The 19,693-nt window shown below is 35.5% G+C and carries 20 protein-coding genes, 1 pseudogene and 1 riboswitch; of the genes and pseudogenes, 19 read left to right on the plus strand and 2 right to left on the minus strand.

All coding sequences use genetic code 11. The annotated features are described in order from the left end of the window. Window positions 1-63: 63 nt before the first annotated feature. The 11 genes from BLV40_RS14220 (at window position 64) to BLV40_RS14270 (ending at window position 11,471) form a co-directional block, all read left to right on the plus strand. The gene (locus BLV40_RS14220; RefSeq protein ID WP_035414733.1) at window positions 64-1,185 is read left to right on the plus strand and encodes a D-alanyl-D-alanine carboxypeptidase family protein; all 1,122 of its coding nucleotides are present in this window, start codon (window positions 64-66) and stop codon (window positions 1,183-1,185) included. Further along, complete coding sequence (gene spmA, locus BLV40_RS14225) at window positions 1,178-1,774, plus strand: spore maturation protein SpmA (RefSeq protein WP_026591236.1); 597 nt, start codon at window positions 1,178-1,180, stop codon at window positions 1,772-1,774. The genes BLV40_RS14220 and spmA overlap by 8 nt, the downstream gene beginning before the upstream one ends. Then, window positions 1,771-2,301 (plus strand): spore maturation protein SpmB, encoded by a 531-nt coding sequence (spmB, locus tag BLV40_RS14230; RefSeq protein WP_090691068.1) that lies wholly within the window; start codon window positions 1,771-1,773, stop codon window positions 2,299-2,301. The genes spmA and spmB overlap by 4 nt, the downstream gene beginning before the upstream one ends. 288 nt (window positions 2,302-2,589) lie before the next feature. After that, window positions 2,590-3,318, plus strand: coding sequence for a 23S rRNA pseudouridine(2605) synthase RluB (gene rluB, locus BLV40_RS14235; RefSeq protein ID WP_026591234.1), 729 nt, complete (start codon window positions 2,590-2,592; stop codon window positions 3,316-3,318). Between the two features lie 172 nt (window positions 3,319-3,490). Further along, a complete protein-coding gene (locus BLV40_RS14240; RefSeq protein WP_026591233.1) occupies window positions 3,491-4,012 on the plus strand; it encodes a thiol-disulfide oxidoreductase ResA in 522 nt (173 codons plus the stop codon). Window positions 4,013-4,151: 139 nt separating this feature from the next. Next, complete coding sequence (locus BLV40_RS14245; protein ID WP_026591232.1) at window positions 4,152-5,777, plus strand: cytochrome c biogenesis ResB family protein; 1,626 nt, start codon at window positions 4,152-4,154, stop codon at window positions 5,775-5,777. 14 nt (window positions 5,778-5,791) lie between these two features. Further along, entirely contained in the window at window positions 5,792-6,949 is a 1,158-nt protein-coding gene (gene ccsB, locus BLV40_RS14250; RefSeq protein ID WP_090691071.1) for a c-type cytochrome biogenesis protein CcsB, read from the plus strand. A 353-nt stretch (window positions 6,950-7,302) separates the two neighbouring features. Next, window positions 7,303-8,019 carry a DNA-binding response regulator ResD gene (gene resD, locus BLV40_RS14255; RefSeq protein WP_026591230.1) on the plus strand — a complete coding sequence of 239 codons (717 nt, stop codon included), beginning with the start codon at window positions 7,303-7,305 and terminating at the stop codon, window positions 8,017-8,019. Further along, window positions 8,019-9,794, plus strand: a complete 1,776-nt coding sequence (locus tag BLV40_RS14260; RefSeq protein ID WP_090691074.1) for an ATP-binding protein — start codon at window positions 8,019-8,021, stop codon at window positions 9,792-9,794. Before resD ends, BLV40_RS14260 begins: the two co-directional genes overlap by 1 nt. 396 nt (window positions 9,795-10,190) lie before the next feature. Next, window positions 10,191-10,772, plus strand: a complete 582-nt coding sequence (locus tag BLV40_RS14265) for a cob(I)yrinic acid a,c-diamide adenosyltransferase (RefSeq protein ID WP_090691233.1) — start codon at window positions 10,191-10,193, stop codon at window positions 10,770-10,772. An 84-nt stretch (window positions 10,773-10,856) separates the two neighbouring features. Further along, window positions 10,857-11,471 (plus strand): peptidoglycan DD-metalloendopeptidase family protein, encoded by a 615-nt coding sequence (locus tag BLV40_RS14270; RefSeq protein WP_090691076.1) that lies wholly within the window; start codon window positions 10,857-10,859, stop codon window positions 11,469-11,471. 28 nt (window positions 11,472-11,499) lie between these two features. On the opposite strand, the gene BLV40_RS14275 is transcribed toward BLV40_RS14270, so the two are convergent. Beyond that, a complete protein-coding gene (locus BLV40_RS14275; protein WP_026591226.1) occupies window positions 11,500-12,186 on the minus strand; it encodes a hypothetical protein in 687 nt (228 codons plus the stop codon). A gap of 345 nt (window positions 12,187-12,531) precedes the next feature. Continuing rightward, window positions 12,532-12,669: riboswitch (FMN riboswitch) on the plus strand. Window positions 12,670-12,832: 163 nt separating this feature from the next. On the opposite strand from BLV40_RS14275, the gene BLV40_RS14280 reads away from it, so the two are divergent. Next, on the plus strand, window positions 12,833-13,411 hold the full coding sequence (locus tag BLV40_RS14280; protein WP_026591225.1) for an ECF transporter S component: 579 nt from the start codon (window positions 12,833-12,835) through the stop codon (window positions 13,409-13,411). 117 nt (window positions 13,412-13,528) lie between these two features. Here BLV40_RS14280 and BLV40_RS14285 read toward each other — a convergent pair whose 3' ends face one another. Continuing rightward, window positions 13,529-13,777 (minus strand): ferredoxin, encoded by a 249-nt coding sequence (locus tag BLV40_RS14285; RefSeq protein ID WP_003206564.1) that lies wholly within the window; start codon window positions 13,775-13,777, stop codon window positions 13,529-13,531. A 319-nt stretch (window positions 13,778-14,096) separates the two neighbouring features. Between BLV40_RS14285 and BLV40_RS14290 the strand changes: the two genes are divergently transcribed. From BLV40_RS14290 to BLV40_RS14320, 7 genes and pseudogenes are all read left to right on the plus strand, one after another. Then, entirely contained in the window at window positions 14,097-15,158 is a 1,062-nt protein-coding gene (locus BLV40_RS14290) for a YpbB family protein (protein WP_090691079.1), read from the plus strand. After that, complete coding sequence (locus BLV40_RS14295) at window positions 15,148-16,695, plus strand: RecQ family ATP-dependent DNA helicase (protein ID WP_090691082.1); 1,548 nt, start codon at window positions 15,148-15,150, stop codon at window positions 16,693-16,695. The genes BLV40_RS14290 and BLV40_RS14295 overlap by 11 nt, the downstream gene beginning before the upstream one ends. Beyond that, window positions 16,676-17,239, plus strand: a complete 564-nt coding sequence (locus BLV40_RS14300; RefSeq protein ID WP_090691085.1) for a CPBP family intramembrane glutamic endopeptidase — start codon at window positions 16,676-16,678, stop codon at window positions 17,237-17,239. The genes BLV40_RS14295 and BLV40_RS14300 overlap by 20 nt, the downstream gene beginning before the upstream one ends. Before the next feature lie 21 nt (window positions 17,240-17,260). Beyond that, window positions 17,261-17,755, plus strand: a complete 495-nt coding sequence (locus tag BLV40_RS14305; protein ID WP_090691235.1) for a LysM peptidoglycan-binding domain-containing protein — start codon at window positions 17,261-17,263, stop codon at window positions 17,753-17,755. 108 nt (window positions 17,756-17,863) lie between these two features. Further along, complete coding sequence (locus BLV40_RS14310) at window positions 17,864-18,652, plus strand: metallophosphoesterase (RefSeq protein WP_090691088.1); 789 nt, start codon at window positions 17,864-17,866, stop codon at window positions 18,650-18,652. Window positions 18,653-18,655: 3 nt separating this feature from the next. Continuing rightward, a pseudogene (locus BLV40_RS29800) lies at window positions 18,656-18,935 on the plus strand (MerR family transcriptional regulator); the annotation flags it as partial. Window positions 18,936-19,044: 109 nt separating this feature from the next. After that, window positions 19,045-19,647, plus strand: coding sequence for a genetic competence negative regulator (locus BLV40_RS14320; protein WP_090691090.1), 603 nt, complete (start codon window positions 19,045-19,047; stop codon window positions 19,645-19,647). The last annotated feature ends 46 nt before the right edge of the window (window positions 19,648-19,693 follow it).

Genomic DNA, 19,693 nt, shown 5'->3' on the forward strand with positions numbered 1-19,693 from the left:
TCATATTTTAAAGGGTCAAGCATACACTTGTACAAAAAGTGTCAAAAGGACGTGGTGGGGAATATGAGACGAATTTGGATTGTAATTGCACTTGTTTTAATGGGTGCAAGTATTATACCGGTTCATACATATGCACAAATGAATGATGTAAGCGCCCATAATGCCGTATTGATGGAAGAACATTCAGGACGTGTTTTATATGGAAAGCTAGAACATGAACCACAAAAGATTGCTAGCATTACAAAAATTATGACTGCCTTACTTGCTGCTGAATCAGGAAGAATGAAAGAGGCTGTACCTATTAGCGATAAGGCTGTTCGAGTAGAGGGTTCGGCCATTTATTTAAAACCTGGAAATAAAGTACCGTTAGAGGATTTAGTGTATGGCCTAATGCTTCGTTCAGGTAATGATGCGGCACAAGCAATTGCTGAAAATGTTGGAGGGAGTATAGAAGGATTTGTTTATTTGATGAATGAAAAAGCGGAACAAATCGGAATGAAAGATACACATTTTTCAAATCCACATGGTTTAGATGGGGACGGTACGCACTTTTCGTCTGCATATGATATGGCCCTTTTAACACGTTATGCAATGGGAAATGAAACGTTTCGGAAAATTTTCGGAACAAAAACATATCAATCGAAAGCATGGGATTATCCATGGAAAAACAAGCATAAACTTGTAACTTCTTATTATGAATTTGCAACAGGAGGAAAGACGGGATTTACAAAGAAAGCTGGTCGTACACTTGTTACAACAGCTTCGAAAGATGGTTTAGACTTAATTGTAGTGACGCTTAATGCATCTAATGATTGGGACGACCATATGTCGTTATTTAATCAAGGATTTGAACAGTATGAGTCAACGAAAGTTCTAGGAAAAGGGGCGCTTCCTGGACTACAGGAAAAGAAATATATAAATCATGTTTATATAAAAAATGATTTCTCAGTGCCGCTAAGGAAAGAGGAGAAGAAGCAAGTTAGGCTAGAGCTTGAACTTGATAGAAATGCAACATTAGTAGATGGAGAAAAAGTGGGTAAGACAATTGTGTATATTAATGAAGAGAAAGTAGGAGAGCGTAACTTATTTTATAGCAAGCGCAAGTTGGTTGCTACAACCGGAGTATATTGGAATGACGTGAGAGAAATCTTTTCTCATATGTTAGGTGTTGGAACAGATGGTTAACATCGTATGGGTAGCAATGGCGGTTATTGGGATCGTATATGCGATGGTGAACGGTACGATGGAGGAAGTAAATAAAGCGGTCTTTGAAGGGGCGAAAGATGCGGTAACAATTTGTATTGGGCTGATTAGTGTTTTAGTCTTTTGGCTAGGTTTAATGAAGATTGCTGAAGAGGCTGGCTTATTAAAGAAATTGGTTTCGTTTTTTATGCCAGTTGTAAAGAGACTATTTCCAGAAATACCAAAGGATCATCCCTCGATGGGATTTATTTTATCAAATATGATGGCAAACTTTTTTGGACTAGGAAATGCAGCGACACCACTTGGTATTAAGGCTATGGAACAGCTCAAGGAATTAAATGGGGGAAAGGATTCTGCAAGCCGTTCTATGGTAACGTTTCTGGCGTTAAATACATCTGCCATTACATTAATCCCAACTACTGTAATTTCAATTCGGATGACGTATGAATCGGCAAATCCGACAGAAATTGTTGGGGTTACGTTTATCGCACAAGTATTATCGATGATTGGAGCGATTTGGATTGACCGCTATTTTTACCGAAGACGGAGTAGAAAGGGGCGGAAAAAGTGAGCGTTGTGAATACAATTTCATTATGGGTGATTCCGTGTGTTATTGGTTTTATTTTATTATATGGAACGATAAAAAAAGTTCCAACGTACGAATCGTTTGTAGAAGGTGGAAAAGAAGGGATTCAAATTGCTGTCTCTATTCTACCATTTATGGTAGGAATGCTTGTATCTATTTCTATTTTTAGATCATCAGGTGCACTAGATGCGATGATATCAGTAATGAAGCCGATGTTAGATATGATTCATGTACCAGCAGAAATTGTCCCGCTCGCACTTATACGCCCGATTTCTGGGTCGGCCGGTTTAAGTATTACGACAGATTTAATCGCTACATATGGACCGGATTCATTTATTGGAAGGTTAGCGTCTACGATGCAGGGTAGCACAGATACAACATTTTATATTTTAACGGTATATTTCGGCGCTGTTGGAATTCGTAAAATGGGAGATGCATTAAAGGTTGGATTATTTGCAGATTTAATAGGTATCATTTGTTCAATCGTATTTGTTTCCCTATTGTTTCGTTAAACCTATTCATTTTTTGCTTTCATTCGCTTATAATACGTATACGACCACTATTAAGGTGTAGCTTAATAGTGGTTTTTTTTGTGGGGTGTTTTTGACAAAATAATGAACTTTTGTTGTAAGCAGTGAGTAGCAGGTAAACAATAATAAAGGATAAAAGTAGCATTTGACCTTTAAAAGTTTGCACTATAGCTATGTGGTTTACGGTGGAAGAGGAAAAACGCTGTAAACCTTAGGCGGTTGCCAACTCTTTCTAATGAAGGTAAGATAAATTTGAGGTGAATTAAGGAAATGGAACGATTACAAAAAGTGATTGCGCAAGCTGGAATTGCGTCAAGAAGAAAAGCTGAAGAACTTATTCAGCAAGGAAAAGTGAAAGTTAACGGTAAAGTAGTGTCTGAGTTAGGAACGAAGGTAACTCCTCAAGATAAAGTAGAAGTAAATAATATCCCTCTTGAAAAAGAAGAACCGATTTATTTCTTACTATATAAACCAACGGGTGTTATTTCGAGTGTATCAGATGACAAAGGAAGAAAAGTTGTCACAGACTTTTTCCCTGAAATTACGCAACGTCTATTCCCAATTGGTCGTTTAGATTATGATACGTCTGGCGTACTCCTTATGACAAACGATGGAGAGTTTGCAAATATATTAATGCATCCGAAATATAAAGTTGAGAAAACATACGTTGCGAAGGTGAAAGGTCCATTAACAGGAGAGAAAATTCGCATGTTAGAAAAAGGTGTTGTATTAGAAGATGGAAAGACAGCGCCAGCACGTGTGAAAATCCTTTCTTGGGATAAACGTAAAGAGATGGCAATTGTGCAATTAACAATCCATGAAGGACGTAATCGTCAAGTTCGTCGCATGTTTGAAGCGCTTGGCTGTAAAGTAATGAAATTAAAACGTGAACGTTATGCTTTCTTAGAAGCAGGAAGCCTACGCCCAGGTGATGCAAGAGAGCTATCACCTCATGAAGTGAAACAATTACGTGCGCTTGCCTCTACAAAACCGAGATAAGCGATAAAGTGAAACTCCCATCCGTGGGGTACTTTATATCCCTCGGATGGTTAATTAAATCGCCCGTTTTGGTGAGTGGTTATGGCAACATAAATACTAAAGTGAACGAAGGACAAGTCATTAGTTACAGAAATTGTTTACATATAAATTCATCAAAGAGAGGAGAGAGAGTATGAAGAAGAATCGCTTAATATTCCGGATTTTCATTTTGCTTATTTTGAGCGTGGCGGTAGGATTTACACTCTATCAAGGTTTTTTTGTTGATAAGGAAAAAATGCAAATCGGGAAACAAGCGCCTAACTTTGTTGTTTCAGATTTAGAAGGAAAGAAAATCGAGTTACATGATCTAAAGGGAAAAGGTGTGTTTTTAAACTTTTGGGGAACATGGTGCAAACCGTGTGAAAAAGAGATGCCTTATATGAATGAGTTATACCCTAAATATAAAGAAAAGGGCGTTGAAATCATTGCATTAGATGCCGATGAAACGAATATTGCAGTGAAAAATTTTGTGAATCAATATGGATTAAAGTTCCCTGTTGCAATTGATAAAGGGCAAGAAATAATCGGTACATATGGCGTTGGGCCACTCCCGACAACATTTTTAATTGATAAAGAAGGAAATGTAATCGAGAAAATTACTGGTACGCAAACGAAGGAGCAAATGGAGGAATACTTAAAGAAAATTACTCCTTAATAAAGAAAGTTTTTATATAATGTGATAGTAAGTTTGATAGATGAAGGTGCTTTGCTTCGTCTTAGTGCCTGTTTTTAAAATTCTGAGTATTGAGGTAACTTGTGCTTTGACGGTACAATAGAAACAAGAGGCGGTGAGGATGTTGGAACAAATTAAGTGTGAATGTGGGCACGTAAATCCAATAGGCACAATTTTTTGTGAAGCTTGTGGGAAACCTTTTGAAAACAAAGAAGGTACAAGATTATTAGATATGCGATATGAGGGGAGTGCTAGGCGCTCCATTACTCATACAAAAACGATAGTCGATAAAGTTTGGAGTTTTTTTTCTTCTGTCAAAGTAGGGGTATGGCTCATTGTTATCACTCTGTTAGCATCAGCAGTTGGAACTATATTTCCACAAGAAATGTACATACCTCCGGGTGTTACGCCGAGTGAATATTATGAACAGGAATATGGTTTTCTAGGACAACTATATTACCAATTAGGCTTTAATAAGTTATATAGCTCATGGTGGTATATGATTTTAATTGCTTCAATTGGTGTATCACTTGTGATATGTAGTTTAGATCGAGTAATTCCACTTTATAAAGCTTTAAAAAAGCAGGGAGTAAAAAGACACCCAAGTTTTTTAAAGAGACAAAGGTTGTATGGGACAGGTTCTCCGAAAGAGGGGGATCTAGAACAGCTTCAAACTAATTTAAAGAAGAGAAATTATAATGTAAGAGTCGAAGGCGAAAATATTTTAGCGGAAAAAGGAAGATTTTCTCGTTGGGGTCCATATGTGAATCATATTGGTCTTATTATTTTTTTATTTGGAGCAATGCTACGATTTCTTCCAAGTATGTATGTGGATGAATCGCTATGGCTACGTGATGGAGAAACAAAAGAAATACCAGGAACAGATGGGAAATATTATTTGAAGAATGAAAAGTTTATAAAAGAGGTTTATGACAAAGGTAAAGATGATAAAGTATTCAATGATGCAATTGATCGTGTAGGCGATAAAATGATTGCTAAAAACTATCAAACAAATGCCGTATTATATAAAACGGTAGGAGAAAATGTTGCAGGGCAGAAACCAAAGTTAGAAAAGGTAAAAGAAAGTGAAATTAGAGTAAATGAACCACTCAAATTTGATCAGTTTGCTATATACCAACTTGATTTTAAAGAGAATGAGTTTAGTAGCATGTCGTTTACTCTGCAGAAAAAAGATAATAATCAAAAGCGAGGACCTATTAAAGTTAACTTAGAAAATCCAAAAGAAACCTATGATTTAGGGGATGGATATTCTATAAAATTATTAAGTTATTTTCCTGATTTTTATTTTGATGAGAATGGTCAGCCAAATACAAAAACAAAGATTCCAAACAACCCAGCTTTCGTTTTTAAAATGTTTACACCAGAGACGCCAGAAGGAGAAGTGAGTTTTGTAGGTATACAACAAAATATAGAACCTGAAGGAAATAATCAATATAAAATGACCTTTGCAGGAGTAGAAATGCGAAATGCAACAGGGCTTATCGTAAGAAAAGATTTGACACTGTGGATTCTTGGAGTTGGCGGATTTATCTTCATGATTGGTGTGATTCAAGGAATGTATTGGAATCATCGTCGTATCTGGATACAACGTGTTAAAGATGAATGGTGGATTGCTGGCCACACAAATAAAAATTGGTTTGGCTTGCGGAAAGATATTGAAAAAGTACTTGAAGGAACAACAATTCCACAACCATACGACAAAGTAAATGATCAAAAAATTAGTTAAGGTGGGGAGAATATATGGTGCAAATAAGTAGTAATTTCCTATTTGCTGCTTTCATCTTGTATTTAATTGCAACACTGTTCTTCGGGGGAGCAATTAAAGAAAAAGGCCGGAAGTGGGCGAATATAGGTATAACGATAACAATTTTAGGATTTGCCGCTCAGATTGTATACTTTGTAACGAGATGGATCGCTTCAGGGCATGCGCCAGTAAGTAATTTCTTTGAGTTTGGTACATTCTTCGGCATGATGCTTGTTGGTGCTTTTATTGTTATGTATTTCATGTATCGTGTAAGTATAGTGGGATTATTCGCTTTACCAGTGGCACTTTTATTAATCGCATATGCAAGTATGTTTCCGAGAGAAATTTCACCGCTTATTCCGTCGCTGAAAAGTAACTGGCTACATATTCATGTAACAACAGCGGCAGCTGGACAAGCTATTTTAGCAATTAGTTTTATTACAGGTGTCATGTATCTGCTTAAAAATGTAGATCAGTCAAAAAGGACTAAACGAACATTTTGGCTAGAAACAGTTGTGTTTACGCTCGTTTGTACTGTCGGGTTCATAGCGATAACAACAGTTTATTCGGCAACGAAATATGAAGCGACGTTTCAATGGGTGGATAAAAATGAACAAAAAGCCGAGATGAAATATAACCTTCCTGCGCTTGTTGGACCTCATGAAGGGAAGTTAATAACTACCGGAAAACTTGAACCTATTGCAGAAATGCCAGCTATCATTAATGCAAAGAAATTAAATACAGTAATCTGGTCACTACTTATTGGGACGGGATTATATATTGTATTAAGATTAATTTTACGAAAAAGAGTATCAGCCGCTCTTCAGCCAGTGGTTAAAAATGTTAACAGTGATTTGCTTGATGAAATTGGATACCGATCTATTGCAATTGGATTCCCAGTCTTTACGTTAGGAGCCTTAATTTTTGCGATGATTTGGGCGCAAATTGCATGGACGCGCTTTTGGGGATGGGATCCAAAAGAGGTATGGGCACTCATTACATGGCTCTTTTACGCTGCTGTTTTACATTTACGGTTATCTAAAGGTTGGCATGGTGAAAAGTCGGCATGGCTTGCAGTAATTGGATTTGCTATTATCATGTTTAACTTTATAGCCGTGAATTTAATCATTGCTGGTTTACACTCATATGCGTAAGGTATTATCTCTATTTTAGAAGAGGCATACTGTTTAGTTGCACATGATAAAATAGGAAAGTGGTTGTCACTTTCCTATTTTATTTTTGTCAATTTCTTTTCTTTTTTGAGAAAAACATGGCAAAATAAAGGTTGGTTTTGTAAAATGATGTCGAGGCCTAAATGCCCTGGTCAAAAAAAATACATATTTTTGGAAAAGAAATGAACAAACTTTATTATTCTTGTGAAGTATAATTGTTAAAGTGGAAATTTAACACTTTAGAATTGTCTATTATGAGATAAGAGTAAAAACAGTATTATATTGTAGGAAGGTAGGTGTGAACCGTTGTCATGTTTTTGAGGCAGCGGGAAACAATGGAAAATGAACCGAGAATTTTAATTGTGGATGACGAAGATCGTATTCGTCGTTTATTGAAAATGTATTTGGAAAGAGAACAATATACAATCGATGAGGCTGATAATGGTGATACAGCTTTAGAAAAAGCATTGCAAAATGACTATGATTTAATCTTATTAGATATCATGATGCCTGGAATAGATGGAATTGAAGTGTGTAAAGGGATTCGTGAGAAAAAAGCAACGCCAATTATTATGCTTACAGCTAAAGGTGAAGAAGTAAACAGGGTGCAAGGATTTGAAGTTGGCTCGGATGATTATATCGTAAAGCCGTTTAGTCCACGTGAAGTGGTTCTTCGTGTAAAAGCGGTCCTGCGACGTTCTGTGCCAACAACATTCTTTACACAAGATACAACAACAAAAGATGTTATTGTATTCCCGCATTTAACAATTGATAACGATGCACATCGCGTTACAGCTGATGGTGATGAAGTCAATTTAACACCAAAAGAATATGAATTGTTACTATTTTTAGCGAAGGCTCCTGATAAAGTATTTGATCGTGAGCAATTGTTAAAAGAGGTATGGCAATATGAATTCTTTGGAGATTTACGTACAGTAGATACGCATGTAAAGCGTTTACGAGAAAAATTAAGTAAAAAATCATCTGATGCAGCGAAAATGATCGTAACTGTATGGGGTGTTGGTTATAAGTTTGAGGTTGTGAACGACTGATGCTTTGGAGAAGTGTAGTAGGAAAGCTATGGATGACAATATTGCTTCTTGTTTCATTTGTTCTAGGTTTTGTTTCCATTTTGCTTTCACAGTTTTTTGATAATTACTATATTGAAATGAGTGAAACAAGGCTTACAAAAGTAGCGACAAGCGTTTCGGAATTAATTGAAGAAGGTGCAGACGAAAAGACGATTGAGAATATCGCATATAAGTTTGCCGATCCACTCTCCCGTATTATTGTTGTGAAAGAGGATCGTGAAGCTTCTTCTTCACCGAAACAAGAAGGATTAGTAGATCTTACAATAGAGGACTTGAAAAAAGATAAAGATTTGGCTGCAGTTTTTATAGATAAAAAAGAAAATAAAGAAAAAATAAAAAAAATGTCTGATAACAAAACGAATAAAAATTCCGAAAATGATATTATGATTGTTGGCAAACCACTGCAATCATCAAAGCATAGTGCGGTGTTCGTGTATCAGTCATTGCAAGTTCCGAAACAAGGTATGGAAAAAGCGACAGATTTTATTTTTCTATCAGCGGGAATTGCAATTATTTTAACAACGTTCTTTGCATTTTTCTTATCGACACGAATCACAGCCCCACTTCGTAAAATGCGTGAAGTGGCGTTTGAAGTAGCGCGTGGGAAATTTGATACGAAAGCCCCTATGGTTTCACAAGATGAAATAGGGGAGCTAGCAACGGCCTTAAATCAAATGGGGAAACAATTAAAGTTTAATATTAATGCACTGCAGCAAGAAAAAGAGCAACTTTCTAGTATTTTAAGTAGTATGGCTGACGGGGTTGTAACGCTGAATCAAGAGGGTGAGGTTGTTGTTATTAATCCGCCGGCAGAACATTTTTTACAAGTTTGGCAAGAAGAAAAAGAATTAGAATTAAGTAGGAATTTACCACCTGAACTTGTAGAGTTGTTCCACCTTGTAGTAGAAAGTGAGCAACAGCAAGTTATTGAAATTAACTTACAAAAGGGTAATTACGTTGTCCTTATGACGCCGCTATATAATCAAACGAAAATTCGTGGTGCTGTGGCGGTACTTCGAGATATGACAGAAGAACGTCGTCTTGAAAAAATGCGTAAAGATTTTATTGCGAACGTGTCTCATGAATTGCGCACACCGATGGTTATGCTACAAGGGTATAGTGAGGCAATCTTAGATGATGTTGTTCAGTCGAAAGAAGAAATAAACGAGTTTGTACAAATTATTTATGATGAGTCTGTTCGTTTAGGTCGTCTTGTGAATGAACTTTTAGATTTAGCCCGAATGGAAAGTGGTCATGTAGAGCTGCATATATCTGAAGTGGATATTCATCCATTTGTTGAGAAAATTGGGCGGAAATTTCAAGGGATTGCGCAGGATAAAGAAGTGCAGTTAACGGTTGAGTTCCGTAATCCAATTGTAGAGCATCCGTTTGATCCAGATCGTATGGAACAAGTATTAACAAACTTAATTGATAATGCGATTAGACATACAAATGCAGGTGGTCATGTTAAGCTTGTAATTGATACGAAAAATAATGGTTTAGTCTTTGAAGTACAAGATTCAGGTGCTGGTATTCCGAAAGAAGATATTCCGTTCTTGTTTGATCGTTTCTATAAAGCTGATAAAGCAAGAACACGTGGGAAAACAGGTGGGACTGGTCTAGGTCTTGCGATTGCTAAAAACATTGTTCAAGGTCATGATGGGAAAATCTCTATATCAAGTACCGTTGGAGAAGGGACAACATTCTCAGTATATTTACCAGGTCAATCAATATAAATGATATTGTTATGAGTGAATATTGAAGTTCTAGTATTTTTTATTCTTTTTGAGTTTATAATATTTTCTCAATGGAATGAAGAATATTAGAGCTTTTTGTTTTATTGTGCTATTTGTAGATGATAGTCTCTTTATGAAAGTTGATTGAAGGATAAATAGAATAAAGAATAAATCCATGTTGATTTGCTGGCATATCAGTCGCGGCTTTGAAAATAAAAGGAGATTATTACTTATTTACTCCTGTTGTTTCACACGGCATGGTGCTGAAAAAAGGATTTGACCGTTTCTATACAGGTCGGATGCTCTCTTCCATCAAAGAGAAAGGTTTAGGTCGTCTTTTCAATGTATACTTACATTTGTGATGGAATAAAAGTTGAAAAGAGAGGTGTAGAATATTTGAAACTATATACAAAAACAGGAGATAAAGGACAAACGAGTATTATTGGTGGGCGAGTTGATAAAGATCATATTCGTGTAGAAGCATATGGAACCATTGATGAGGCGAACTCTTATATTGGATATGCGATGACTATGATTCAAGAAGAACGCTTTCAAGACATATGTGATGAGCTTGAAAAGATTCAGCATGAGTTGTTTGATTGCGGTGGCGATTTAGCAATTGTACAGCAAAAAATGCCGTATACAGTAACGGAAGAGATGGTGGTGTATTTAGAAGAACGAATTGATCGCTACATAGAAGAGGCTCCGCCACTAGAGCGTTTTATTTTGCCCGGCGGGAGCTCGGCATCCGCCATGATTCATGTTGCACGTACAGTAACGAGAAGAGCTGAGCGTCATATTGTATTGTTAGGAAAGCAAGAAGAAATAAATGAAATTGTCTTGCGATATGTTAATCGATTATCCGATTATCTATTTGCAATTGCTAGAGTGATAAACGCCCGACTTAATGTGAACGACGTCGAATATAAACGAAGTGCAATTGTTTTTCGTAGTAAGGAAGAGGAGGAAGTGGAGTAATTCACTTTCTTTTTTTGTATACTTTTTTCCGAGATATACAACAATAGAGAAAGTGTGACGGTTATTAAAAAATGGAGGATGTATATGAAAGGCTTAAAAATCGTGGTACTTGTCTTTGGATTGTTTTTTAGTTCTCAAGCATATGCTTATGCCGAGGATGGGAGATGGATATGGCCTGTAGACGGAAGAATTAGTGACTATTTTGGAACGAGAAATGGAAAACACTATGGTATTGATATAGCAGCGTCAATTGGTACGCCGGTTGCAGCGATTCGAGGTGGAACAGTAACAAAATCCTATTTTTCCAATAGTTATGGACATGTAGTGTTTATTAAACATGGAGAATATGAGGCTGTGTACGCTCATCTAAATAAGAGATATGTATTTCAAGGGGATCAGATTGCAAGAGGTGAGATAATTGGTGAAGTGGGAAACACAGGTGAATCACGCGGGGCACATTTGCATTTAGAAGTTCATAAAGGTACTTGGACATTTGGGAAAAGAAACGCAATGAATCCATTGCTTGTTTTAAATGAAGAAAGAGATCAAGTAGCCTCAGTATCAATGTATATTGTACAAAAAGGGGATACATTGGTCAGTATCGCACGGAAGTTTGGCATGACTGTTCATGAGATAAAAGTGAAAAACACACTGCAACAAGATCAAATTTATCCAAATCAAAAGTTATATATAAATTAAAAAAGAGCTAGCAAAACTAGCTCCTTTTTTACCAAAAAATAAAGACACATATAAATCCGGAAATGACTAAATAGCTATAATAATAAAAGACCTTTGTCCTCGTTTTTTCCTTCGTTCGAAATAATACAATAGTTGGTTCGATTAGTCCAATTGTAAAGCAAAGTAGACCAAGGAGCATACAACCGATAGAAAAAGAATACAAGGCAACTTGTATTTTGTGGAATGGAATAATCCATTTTAATAAAAATGCAATAAGTACGGTATAACATATGCTACCAATGTATTTGTTTAAAGTTGTATTAGAACGAAAACCAGGAAGCTTTTTCAAAAAGGATCGGGAAACAACTTCTGTCTGTAAAGAAGTATGCTCTTCTATTATTTTTTGTGCTTCTTTTCCTTTATGAAAGAGAGAAAGAATCCAATTACGCTTTCCTTGGAAAATAAATTGCGATGTTGTTAAATAGTGATCAATTTTCACTTTATCCCAACTGCTCCATGGATGACGCTCACATAGCTTTAGTTTACTTTCTGTTGTTTTATCATACTGATAAACACTAATTCCTTCTTCATCAAAAGTAGCATAGTATGTTTCTCTTGAAAATGCGCCTAAATCAATTGGACAGTAGAAAAGTAACACCTTTTTTAAATAAAAGTATTCTTTTCTAAGGTTTTTTTTCATCGTTTCTTGAATAGAGTGTCTTTTTTCTTTTTTCATGACATTTCCTCCGTATTAAGAAAATGCTCTTATCTTAACAATTCAACATCTTATCATTTTTCTGTATAGATGACTAGGGAGTAGCGTAGGAAAAAGTCGGATTGTAAAAAAATATGGGTTAAGTTGTCAAATAATTCGACGGATGCTTTATCCTAAAATTTGTAGGCAGTAAGGCTCGATTGGTAAGGGTTAATAATCAGTAGGATGAAGAATAAACCTACTGAGTAAATTTTCACCTTATATGGTCTTCAAAATAAAAAATACACTTACTATTTGTAAGTTATAAACGTTTTTGTTCACAATTGTATGATGATGTTGTATAATAGTGAAGAAAATAGAATATCGGTCTATCTTCGGGGCAGGGTGAAAATCCCGACCGGCGGTGATGAACAGTTGTTTTTCGTTCTAAGCCCGCGAGCCGTTAAGGCAGGATTTGGTGAGATTCCAAAGCCGACAGTACAGTCTGGATGGGAGAAGATGGAGGTTCAAGCGTTCAAAAAAGATAGTTCTTTGAACGTCTGTTTGATGTGCCTAAAAATTCTCCCTTTGTGTAAAACACAAAGGGTTTTTTCATCTCATGAAAAAATAGGCATAGCAGAACCTTTCCACTTTCCATGAGATGATCGATGGAAAAGGAGAGAGAAGGATGAAACAAAAAAACAGTGTAGTACAAATGGTGAGCGTAGCAATGCTTAGTAGTATTGCATACTTACTTATAATGTTGGATTTCCCATTTCCAGGACTTCCGCCGTTTTTAAAAATTGACTTTAGTGATGTGCCAGCTTTAATTGCAGCGATTATTTTTAGTCCGATTGCAGGTGTAATTGTAGAAGCAATAAAAAATATTCTTCACTACGGAATTCAGGGGAGTTTAACGGGGGTTCCAGTTGGAGAAATAGCGAACTTTATTGCGGGATGTTTATTTATTGGACCAGCAGCTTTCTTATTCCGAAAGTATCGTACAGTAAAAAGCTTAACAACAGGGTTAATGTTAGGGACGGTTACAATGGCGGTAATTATGAGTGTGTTAAATTATTTTATCATTTTACCAGCTTACACTTGGTTTTTAAATCAGCCTGCTATGTCTAGTAGTGGTATGCGACAAATGATTGTAGCGGCAATTTTACCATTTAATTTAATTAAGGGAATTGTTGTAACAGTTGTATTTGTAGCACTGTTTTCACGTTTGAAAGTGTGGGTATTTGCAAAAATGAAAAATGCATAGAGACTTTGGCCATCAGCGGGAGCGTACCGCTGATGGTCTTTTTATTTGTGAGTTAGATGAATAACAAAAAATCCCCCTCATTTTATGAGGGGGGATTTTTTGAAGTTAATAAAAAGACTATTCGAATTTTAAAGCGTCGCCATCGAATGATTCGTCAGCAACTTTAATTGAGTCAGTTGGGCAACCTTCAAATGCGTCCATCATGTCATCAATTAATACATCTGGAATTTCAACGATACCTTGGTTATCATCTAATGTTACAAATGCAATACCTTCATCATCGTAGTCATAAATATCTGGTGCAGCAGCTCCACAAGCTCCGCATGCGATGCAAGTGTCTTTATCAACGATTGTATATTTTGCCATATTTTTTTCCCTCCTGATAATATGTATGTGAAAATAGTCGCCATAAAAATTATAACCTTATTGTAAAACGGTTTTTCGAACTTTTCAACATAAAATTATAATGATAATGCTTATCAATTAGAGTGTCAACTTATTTTTGATTTATTTCACAAGATTTTCAAAATGCCTAAATGGTGTACAGTTTGATACAATAGACAATATAAAGTAAAGCTTCCATCAATGGAAGCTTTTCATCCCTAGCTGATGGGGAACCTTCACCAATTAGGCTGTTACTGTCAGCGCATAACAAGATAAATGTAATTGAAAGGTGGAAGCGGTGATGCAGTTACAATATACTTTATTGTATTGTATAAAACAATTAGATGGTGAACGAACTGTTTCTTCCATTTATCACCTTTTAAAAGGAAAACGTTCTTCACAAACGTTACAAGACGGAAATATATTTCACATTTCTTTTTTATTTGGAATATACAAATCATTACAACGTTCTGATTATGATCAGGAAATTGAAAATGTATTACATAAGGGTTGGATCCAAATTGTAAATGAAAATACATACATATTAACTAATGCTGGGAAGAATCAACTGGTAATTTTTGGGAAAGCACTTCCTTTTCCGCAGTATTTACACGGTTTGAACTATGGAGATATTGGTGAAATCTTTTGGAAACGACTTTCATTAATTATCCAAACTGTGTCAAATTTACAACAACAGAATGCGAAATTTCTTCCAATTCAACAAGATACAGAGGTAATGATGTGGGTCAAGCAGTTTCTCACCAAGATACCATATGCAAGAAGTAAACTTGCGGAAGGTTTATGGAAAGAGGTACATATGCTGTTGAAAGATACCTTGCCAATAGAAGCAACAATTTTTACATATCGACTAACAGGATATGAACGAATTGGATATACAGTAAAACAACTTGCAGAAATTACAAACCAAGATGTATTTCGTGTATATCTTTTATTTTGGGGTACCATTCATTTCTTTATTCAATCCGTTCGAGATAATGAAAAAGATTTTCCATTATTAACAAAGATTATTTCTTATCCGAATGAAAGGGCAGATTTGTTTAGTTTATCAACAAAGAAAACATATCAGCTTTGGAGACAAGGGCGTTCTTTAGACGAGATTGCAACAATTAGAAATTTAAAGGTTGCAACAATAGAAGATCATTTTGTTGAAATTGCATTAAGAGAAAGAGACTTTTCTATTGAAATATTTATGGGAAAAAATAAAATCAAGCATGTACAGCGCATTATTGAGACATTGCAAACACGTAAGTTACGTGTATTAAAGCAAGCTGTAGGAGAAGAGATTTCTTATTTTGAGATCCGTCTTGTGTTAGCGCAAATGGAGGTTGTAAATGAGTCTTGAGGATTATCTGTATAAGTGGTTTGGTTATAGCGAATTTCGGCCTGGGCAGAAAGAAGTGATTGCAGATTTATTGCAAGGAAAAGATGTTGTAGCGATGCTTCCAACTGGAAGGGGAAAATCAATGTGTTACCAGCTGCCTGGTCTGATGCAAGAAGGAACAGTACTAATTGTTTCCCCATTACTGTCCTTAATGGAAGATCAGGTAGCACAGCTGAAATATGTAGTAAAGAATCGTGTGATTGCGCTTAATAGTTTTCGCACATTAAACGAAAAAAAGGAAGCGCTAAGGAAATTATCTACTTATAAATTTGTCTTTGTCTCACCTGAAATGTTGCAATCTGAAGTAATAGTAAGAGAACTAAGAAGGATTCATATTTCGCTATTTGTCGTAGATGAAGCACATTGTATTTCCCAATGGGGTTATGATTTTCGAACGGACTATAAAAAACTAGATCAAGTTATAGTGGCTATTGGACATCCTCCGGTATTAGCATTAACAGCTACTGCAACAAAAGAAGTATTACAAGATATTATAAAAACTTTAAAACTTACGAATGTAGCAGAGCATTTGTATTCGATTGATCGCCCCAATATTGCAATGGAAGTACAATTTGTACAAACGATAGAGGAAAAAAAGGAAGCACTTCTTACTCAAGTGATTAATTTACAAGGACCAGGAATCATTTATTGCTCTAGCAGGGCTTGGACGGAGCGCTTAACAGAATATTTAGGGAGTAAAGGTATAGCGGATGTTGCATTTTATCATGGTGGAATGGAACATGAAGAGCGAATGCTAATTCAACAGCAATTTATGAATGATCAACTGCAACTTGTTATATGTACAAGTGCATTTGGTATGGGGGTAAACAAGCCAAATACAAGGTATATTATTCATTTTCATTATCCAACAAATATTGCTTCTTATTTGCAAGAGATTGGTAGGGCGGGAAGAGATGAAGAGGCCAGTATTGCGATTCTACTTTGTAGTCCAATGGATCATGATCTACCAGTTTCTATTATTGAGGATGAATTACCAAATAAACAGCAAATTCAATTTTTGTTTTCCTTACTACAAGAAAAGATGTACCAAACGAAAGCCTTGCCAATAGAAGATGTGAAAGAAATTTGTTATAATGCTGCAAGGTTTAGTGAACAACATTGGCGTTTTGTACGATATCATTTAGAAAAGATGAAAATCATACAAGGGAAGAAGCTCATTATGGAATCCTTGTCAGATGAGATAATGAAAAGATTAATGTTAGAAGTGGAAGGGCGTCTTCGGAATAAATATAGTCAATTAGAAAATATGAAATCCTGGATACAGTTTAAAGGGTGTAGACGTGAAAAAATGCTACAGCAATTTGGTTATAGGAAGGAATTTGAGATAAAAAACTGTTGTGACTATTGTGGTATTTCAAAAGAAGAGTATAAAAAAAGACGAGCAAGACAACCAATTTTCGAATATAATTGGGAAGCAGAGTTACAGTTGCTCTTTGGTATGAGAGAACGGAGGAATGATGAACATTCAAAGGCGTAGTATTGAAGACATAGGTCCGAAAGAAATACGGCTTAATCTCTATATAACACAATTAATAATTATAGGTGTTGGCTGCGCGTTGGCCTATATACTATTTCCAAATAGGAATGAATTTTATGATTTGTGGAAATGGGAGCCTGTTTCCATTCTCGTAATAGGCAGTGTGGTTGCAGGCGGTGTTGTCTTACTTGATTATATTGCAATGCAAATACTACCAGAATCCTGGTTTGATGATGGTGGAATTAATGATCGAATGTTCAAAGGAATTTCTGTAATACAATTATTCGTAATTACGTTTGTTATTGGCTTTGCTGAAGAGTTTTTATTTCGAGGGGTATTGCAGACTCATTTTGGACTTGTAATTGCAAGTGTTATTTTTGCTGTGTTACATGTTCGGTATGTGAAGAAGCCATTTTTATTTTGCTTTGTATGTATGATCAGTTTTGTGTTTGGGTATGTGTTTCAATGGACAGGAAATTTGTTTATAACAATCTTTGCACATTTTCTTGTTGATTTTATAATGGGTCTTCAATTAAGGAGATAAATGGAAGGTGGGGTGAACAGCATGAGAAAACAAATTCCTGATTTTGAAGAAGAACTTGAAGAAACGTTAGAAGACGAGCAGACGGAAGAAGGTTTACCGCCGCGAAGTGAAATTCATCAAAATAAAGAAAAGAAAAAATCTAAATTTAAGATTAACCATTTTTTTGTTCGGGTTTTAACATTTCTATTTATTTTGTTGCCACTTAGTATTTTATGGTATACGGATAAGTATATCGAGGTGAAAAGTGCAAAAGAGAATAATGCCCCTGGAAAAAATGCATTTGATGTGATTTTTTTCGATTCAAATAAACATGGAGAAGGAGAAAAGAAGCACTCAGAAAAATTTGAAACGCATATTGTAAAGAAAGGCGAGACATTCGAAAGTATTGGGAAACAGTATTTTCCGAATAAAGATGGGGCTACAATCATTAAAAATTATAATAATTTACAAGATAATCAGTTAGAAGTGGGAAAAGAATTAAAAATTCCTATTAAAGAAAAGAACGGGAAAGAATAGAGGTAAAACAGTTTTAATATGAGTGAATTGAAAAAATGAATGAAGCATTCAATTTTATAGCAATATGATTTCAAGAGATTCTATTACATTTTGTTGAGAGGGAAGTATATGGTATGGATTTTAGGTGGTATATTCATATGTATAGGCTTTATTTGTCTTTTTATGATGTATAGAGAAGCATTACGTGATACATTGCTAGAACACACTTTATCATTTATGAATTTCCCGGAAAGCTTTGGAAAAGTTAGGATATTCTTTATTTCAGACATTCATAGGAGAGTTGTTTCTCCTTCTTTAATTGAAAATGTAAAAGGAAAAGCTGATCTTGTTATTATTGGTGGGGATTTAGCAGAGAAAGGTGTATCGTTATCACAAATTGCGGCTAATGTTCAAACGTTAAGTGAAATTGGTCCCGTATATTTTGTATGGGGGAATAACGATTATGAAATTGACTATCATGAATTAGATGCGTTATTACTAGAACATGGTGTCAAAATTTTAGATAATACAAGAGTACTATTTGAATCAGAGTGCGGCGACAAGCTTTGTCTATTAGGAGTGGATGATGTTGGATTAGAAAGGGATCGTTTAGACTTGGCGCTAGCAGATTGTCAAGAAAATGGCTTTCGTATTCTTATTAGCCACAATCCTGATATTGTGAACAAAATGTCTGGACAAGAACAAATTTCGCTCGTATTAAGTGGTCATACACATGGAGGACAAATTCGTATATTTCATTCTAAACGTTATTTAAAAGGTGGTGTGTATGAGTATCCGAATACAACTTTGTTTGTGAGTAACGGATATGGAACGACATTTATACCGCTACGTTTTCGGGCTCCATCTCAAACGCACTTAATTACGTTGCAAGGGGAAATTAGGAGATGCTCGGTTTAAAGGATAGAACATACGCCAACTTTAAAAGGGAAATATAAAAGTTGTTTCGAATATGCACGGAATTCAGCCAAGTACGCTGTGAGCTTGGGAGAGATCATATCATATTATCGATCAAGCAGTCCAGCTATCAGAGAACAATCGGTTGCAAAATCATAATTTAGTTGAGAGGGCGTACAGTCAAGAAGTGTTTTTAGTAGACGATATCCTACAGTATTTGCTAGAATTTGATGAAATACATGCCCGTGAATTATTAAACGAGGCATTTGTTATTTATACAATAAAAAATGAAATAGGTGGTTAAAACTGTCGGAATAGTTGTTCGAAAAGAACCATCTATTTTCTATTTCATATAATAAAAATTAGATACAATGGTTACGTAGGGAGGTTACAAGATGAGGCTGGAACGTTTGAATTATAATAAAATCAAAATTTTCATAACGTTTGATGATTTATCTGAGCGAGGGTTGACGAAGGAGGATTTGTGGAAAAATGCTCCAAAAGTGCAACAGTTATTTCGCGATATGATGCAAGAAGCAAATAAAGAACTTGGGTTTGAAGCAGATGGTCCAATTGCAGTTGAAGTATTTTCTTTACAGGCGCAAGGAATGGTTGTGATTGTTACAAAAGAAAATCATGAAACAGATACAGAAGATGAGTTTCGTGATGAGTATATTGAGATGCAAGTAACTCTAGATGAGAGTGAGCATATATTATATGAATTTGCAACGTTTGAAGATGTGATTACTTTGGCAAAACGTTTGTATCATCTCGGAGTAACCGGAGGCAGACTTTACACATGGGATGGACGTTTTTATCTTTGGATGGAAGAGGAAACACCATTATTAAAGGCAGATATCATTGCGATTTTAGCGGAATATGGTAATTCTTCAACGGTGACAATTTATCGCATTATGGAATATGGAAAAGAGTTAATGGATTCTCAAGCAATTCAGCAAATATACAAGTATTTTGTCTCAAAACAAAACCTCAGCTAATATAAATAGCTTGAGGTTTTATTAGTATTTTGTGATATTGGAGAGA

It is taken from the genome of Bacillus sp. 166amftsu (genome assembly GCF_900107445.1).
In the GTDB taxonomy this organism is placed as follows: domain Bacteria; phylum Bacillota; class Bacilli; order Bacillales; family Bacillaceae_G; genus Bacillus_A; species Bacillus_A arachidis.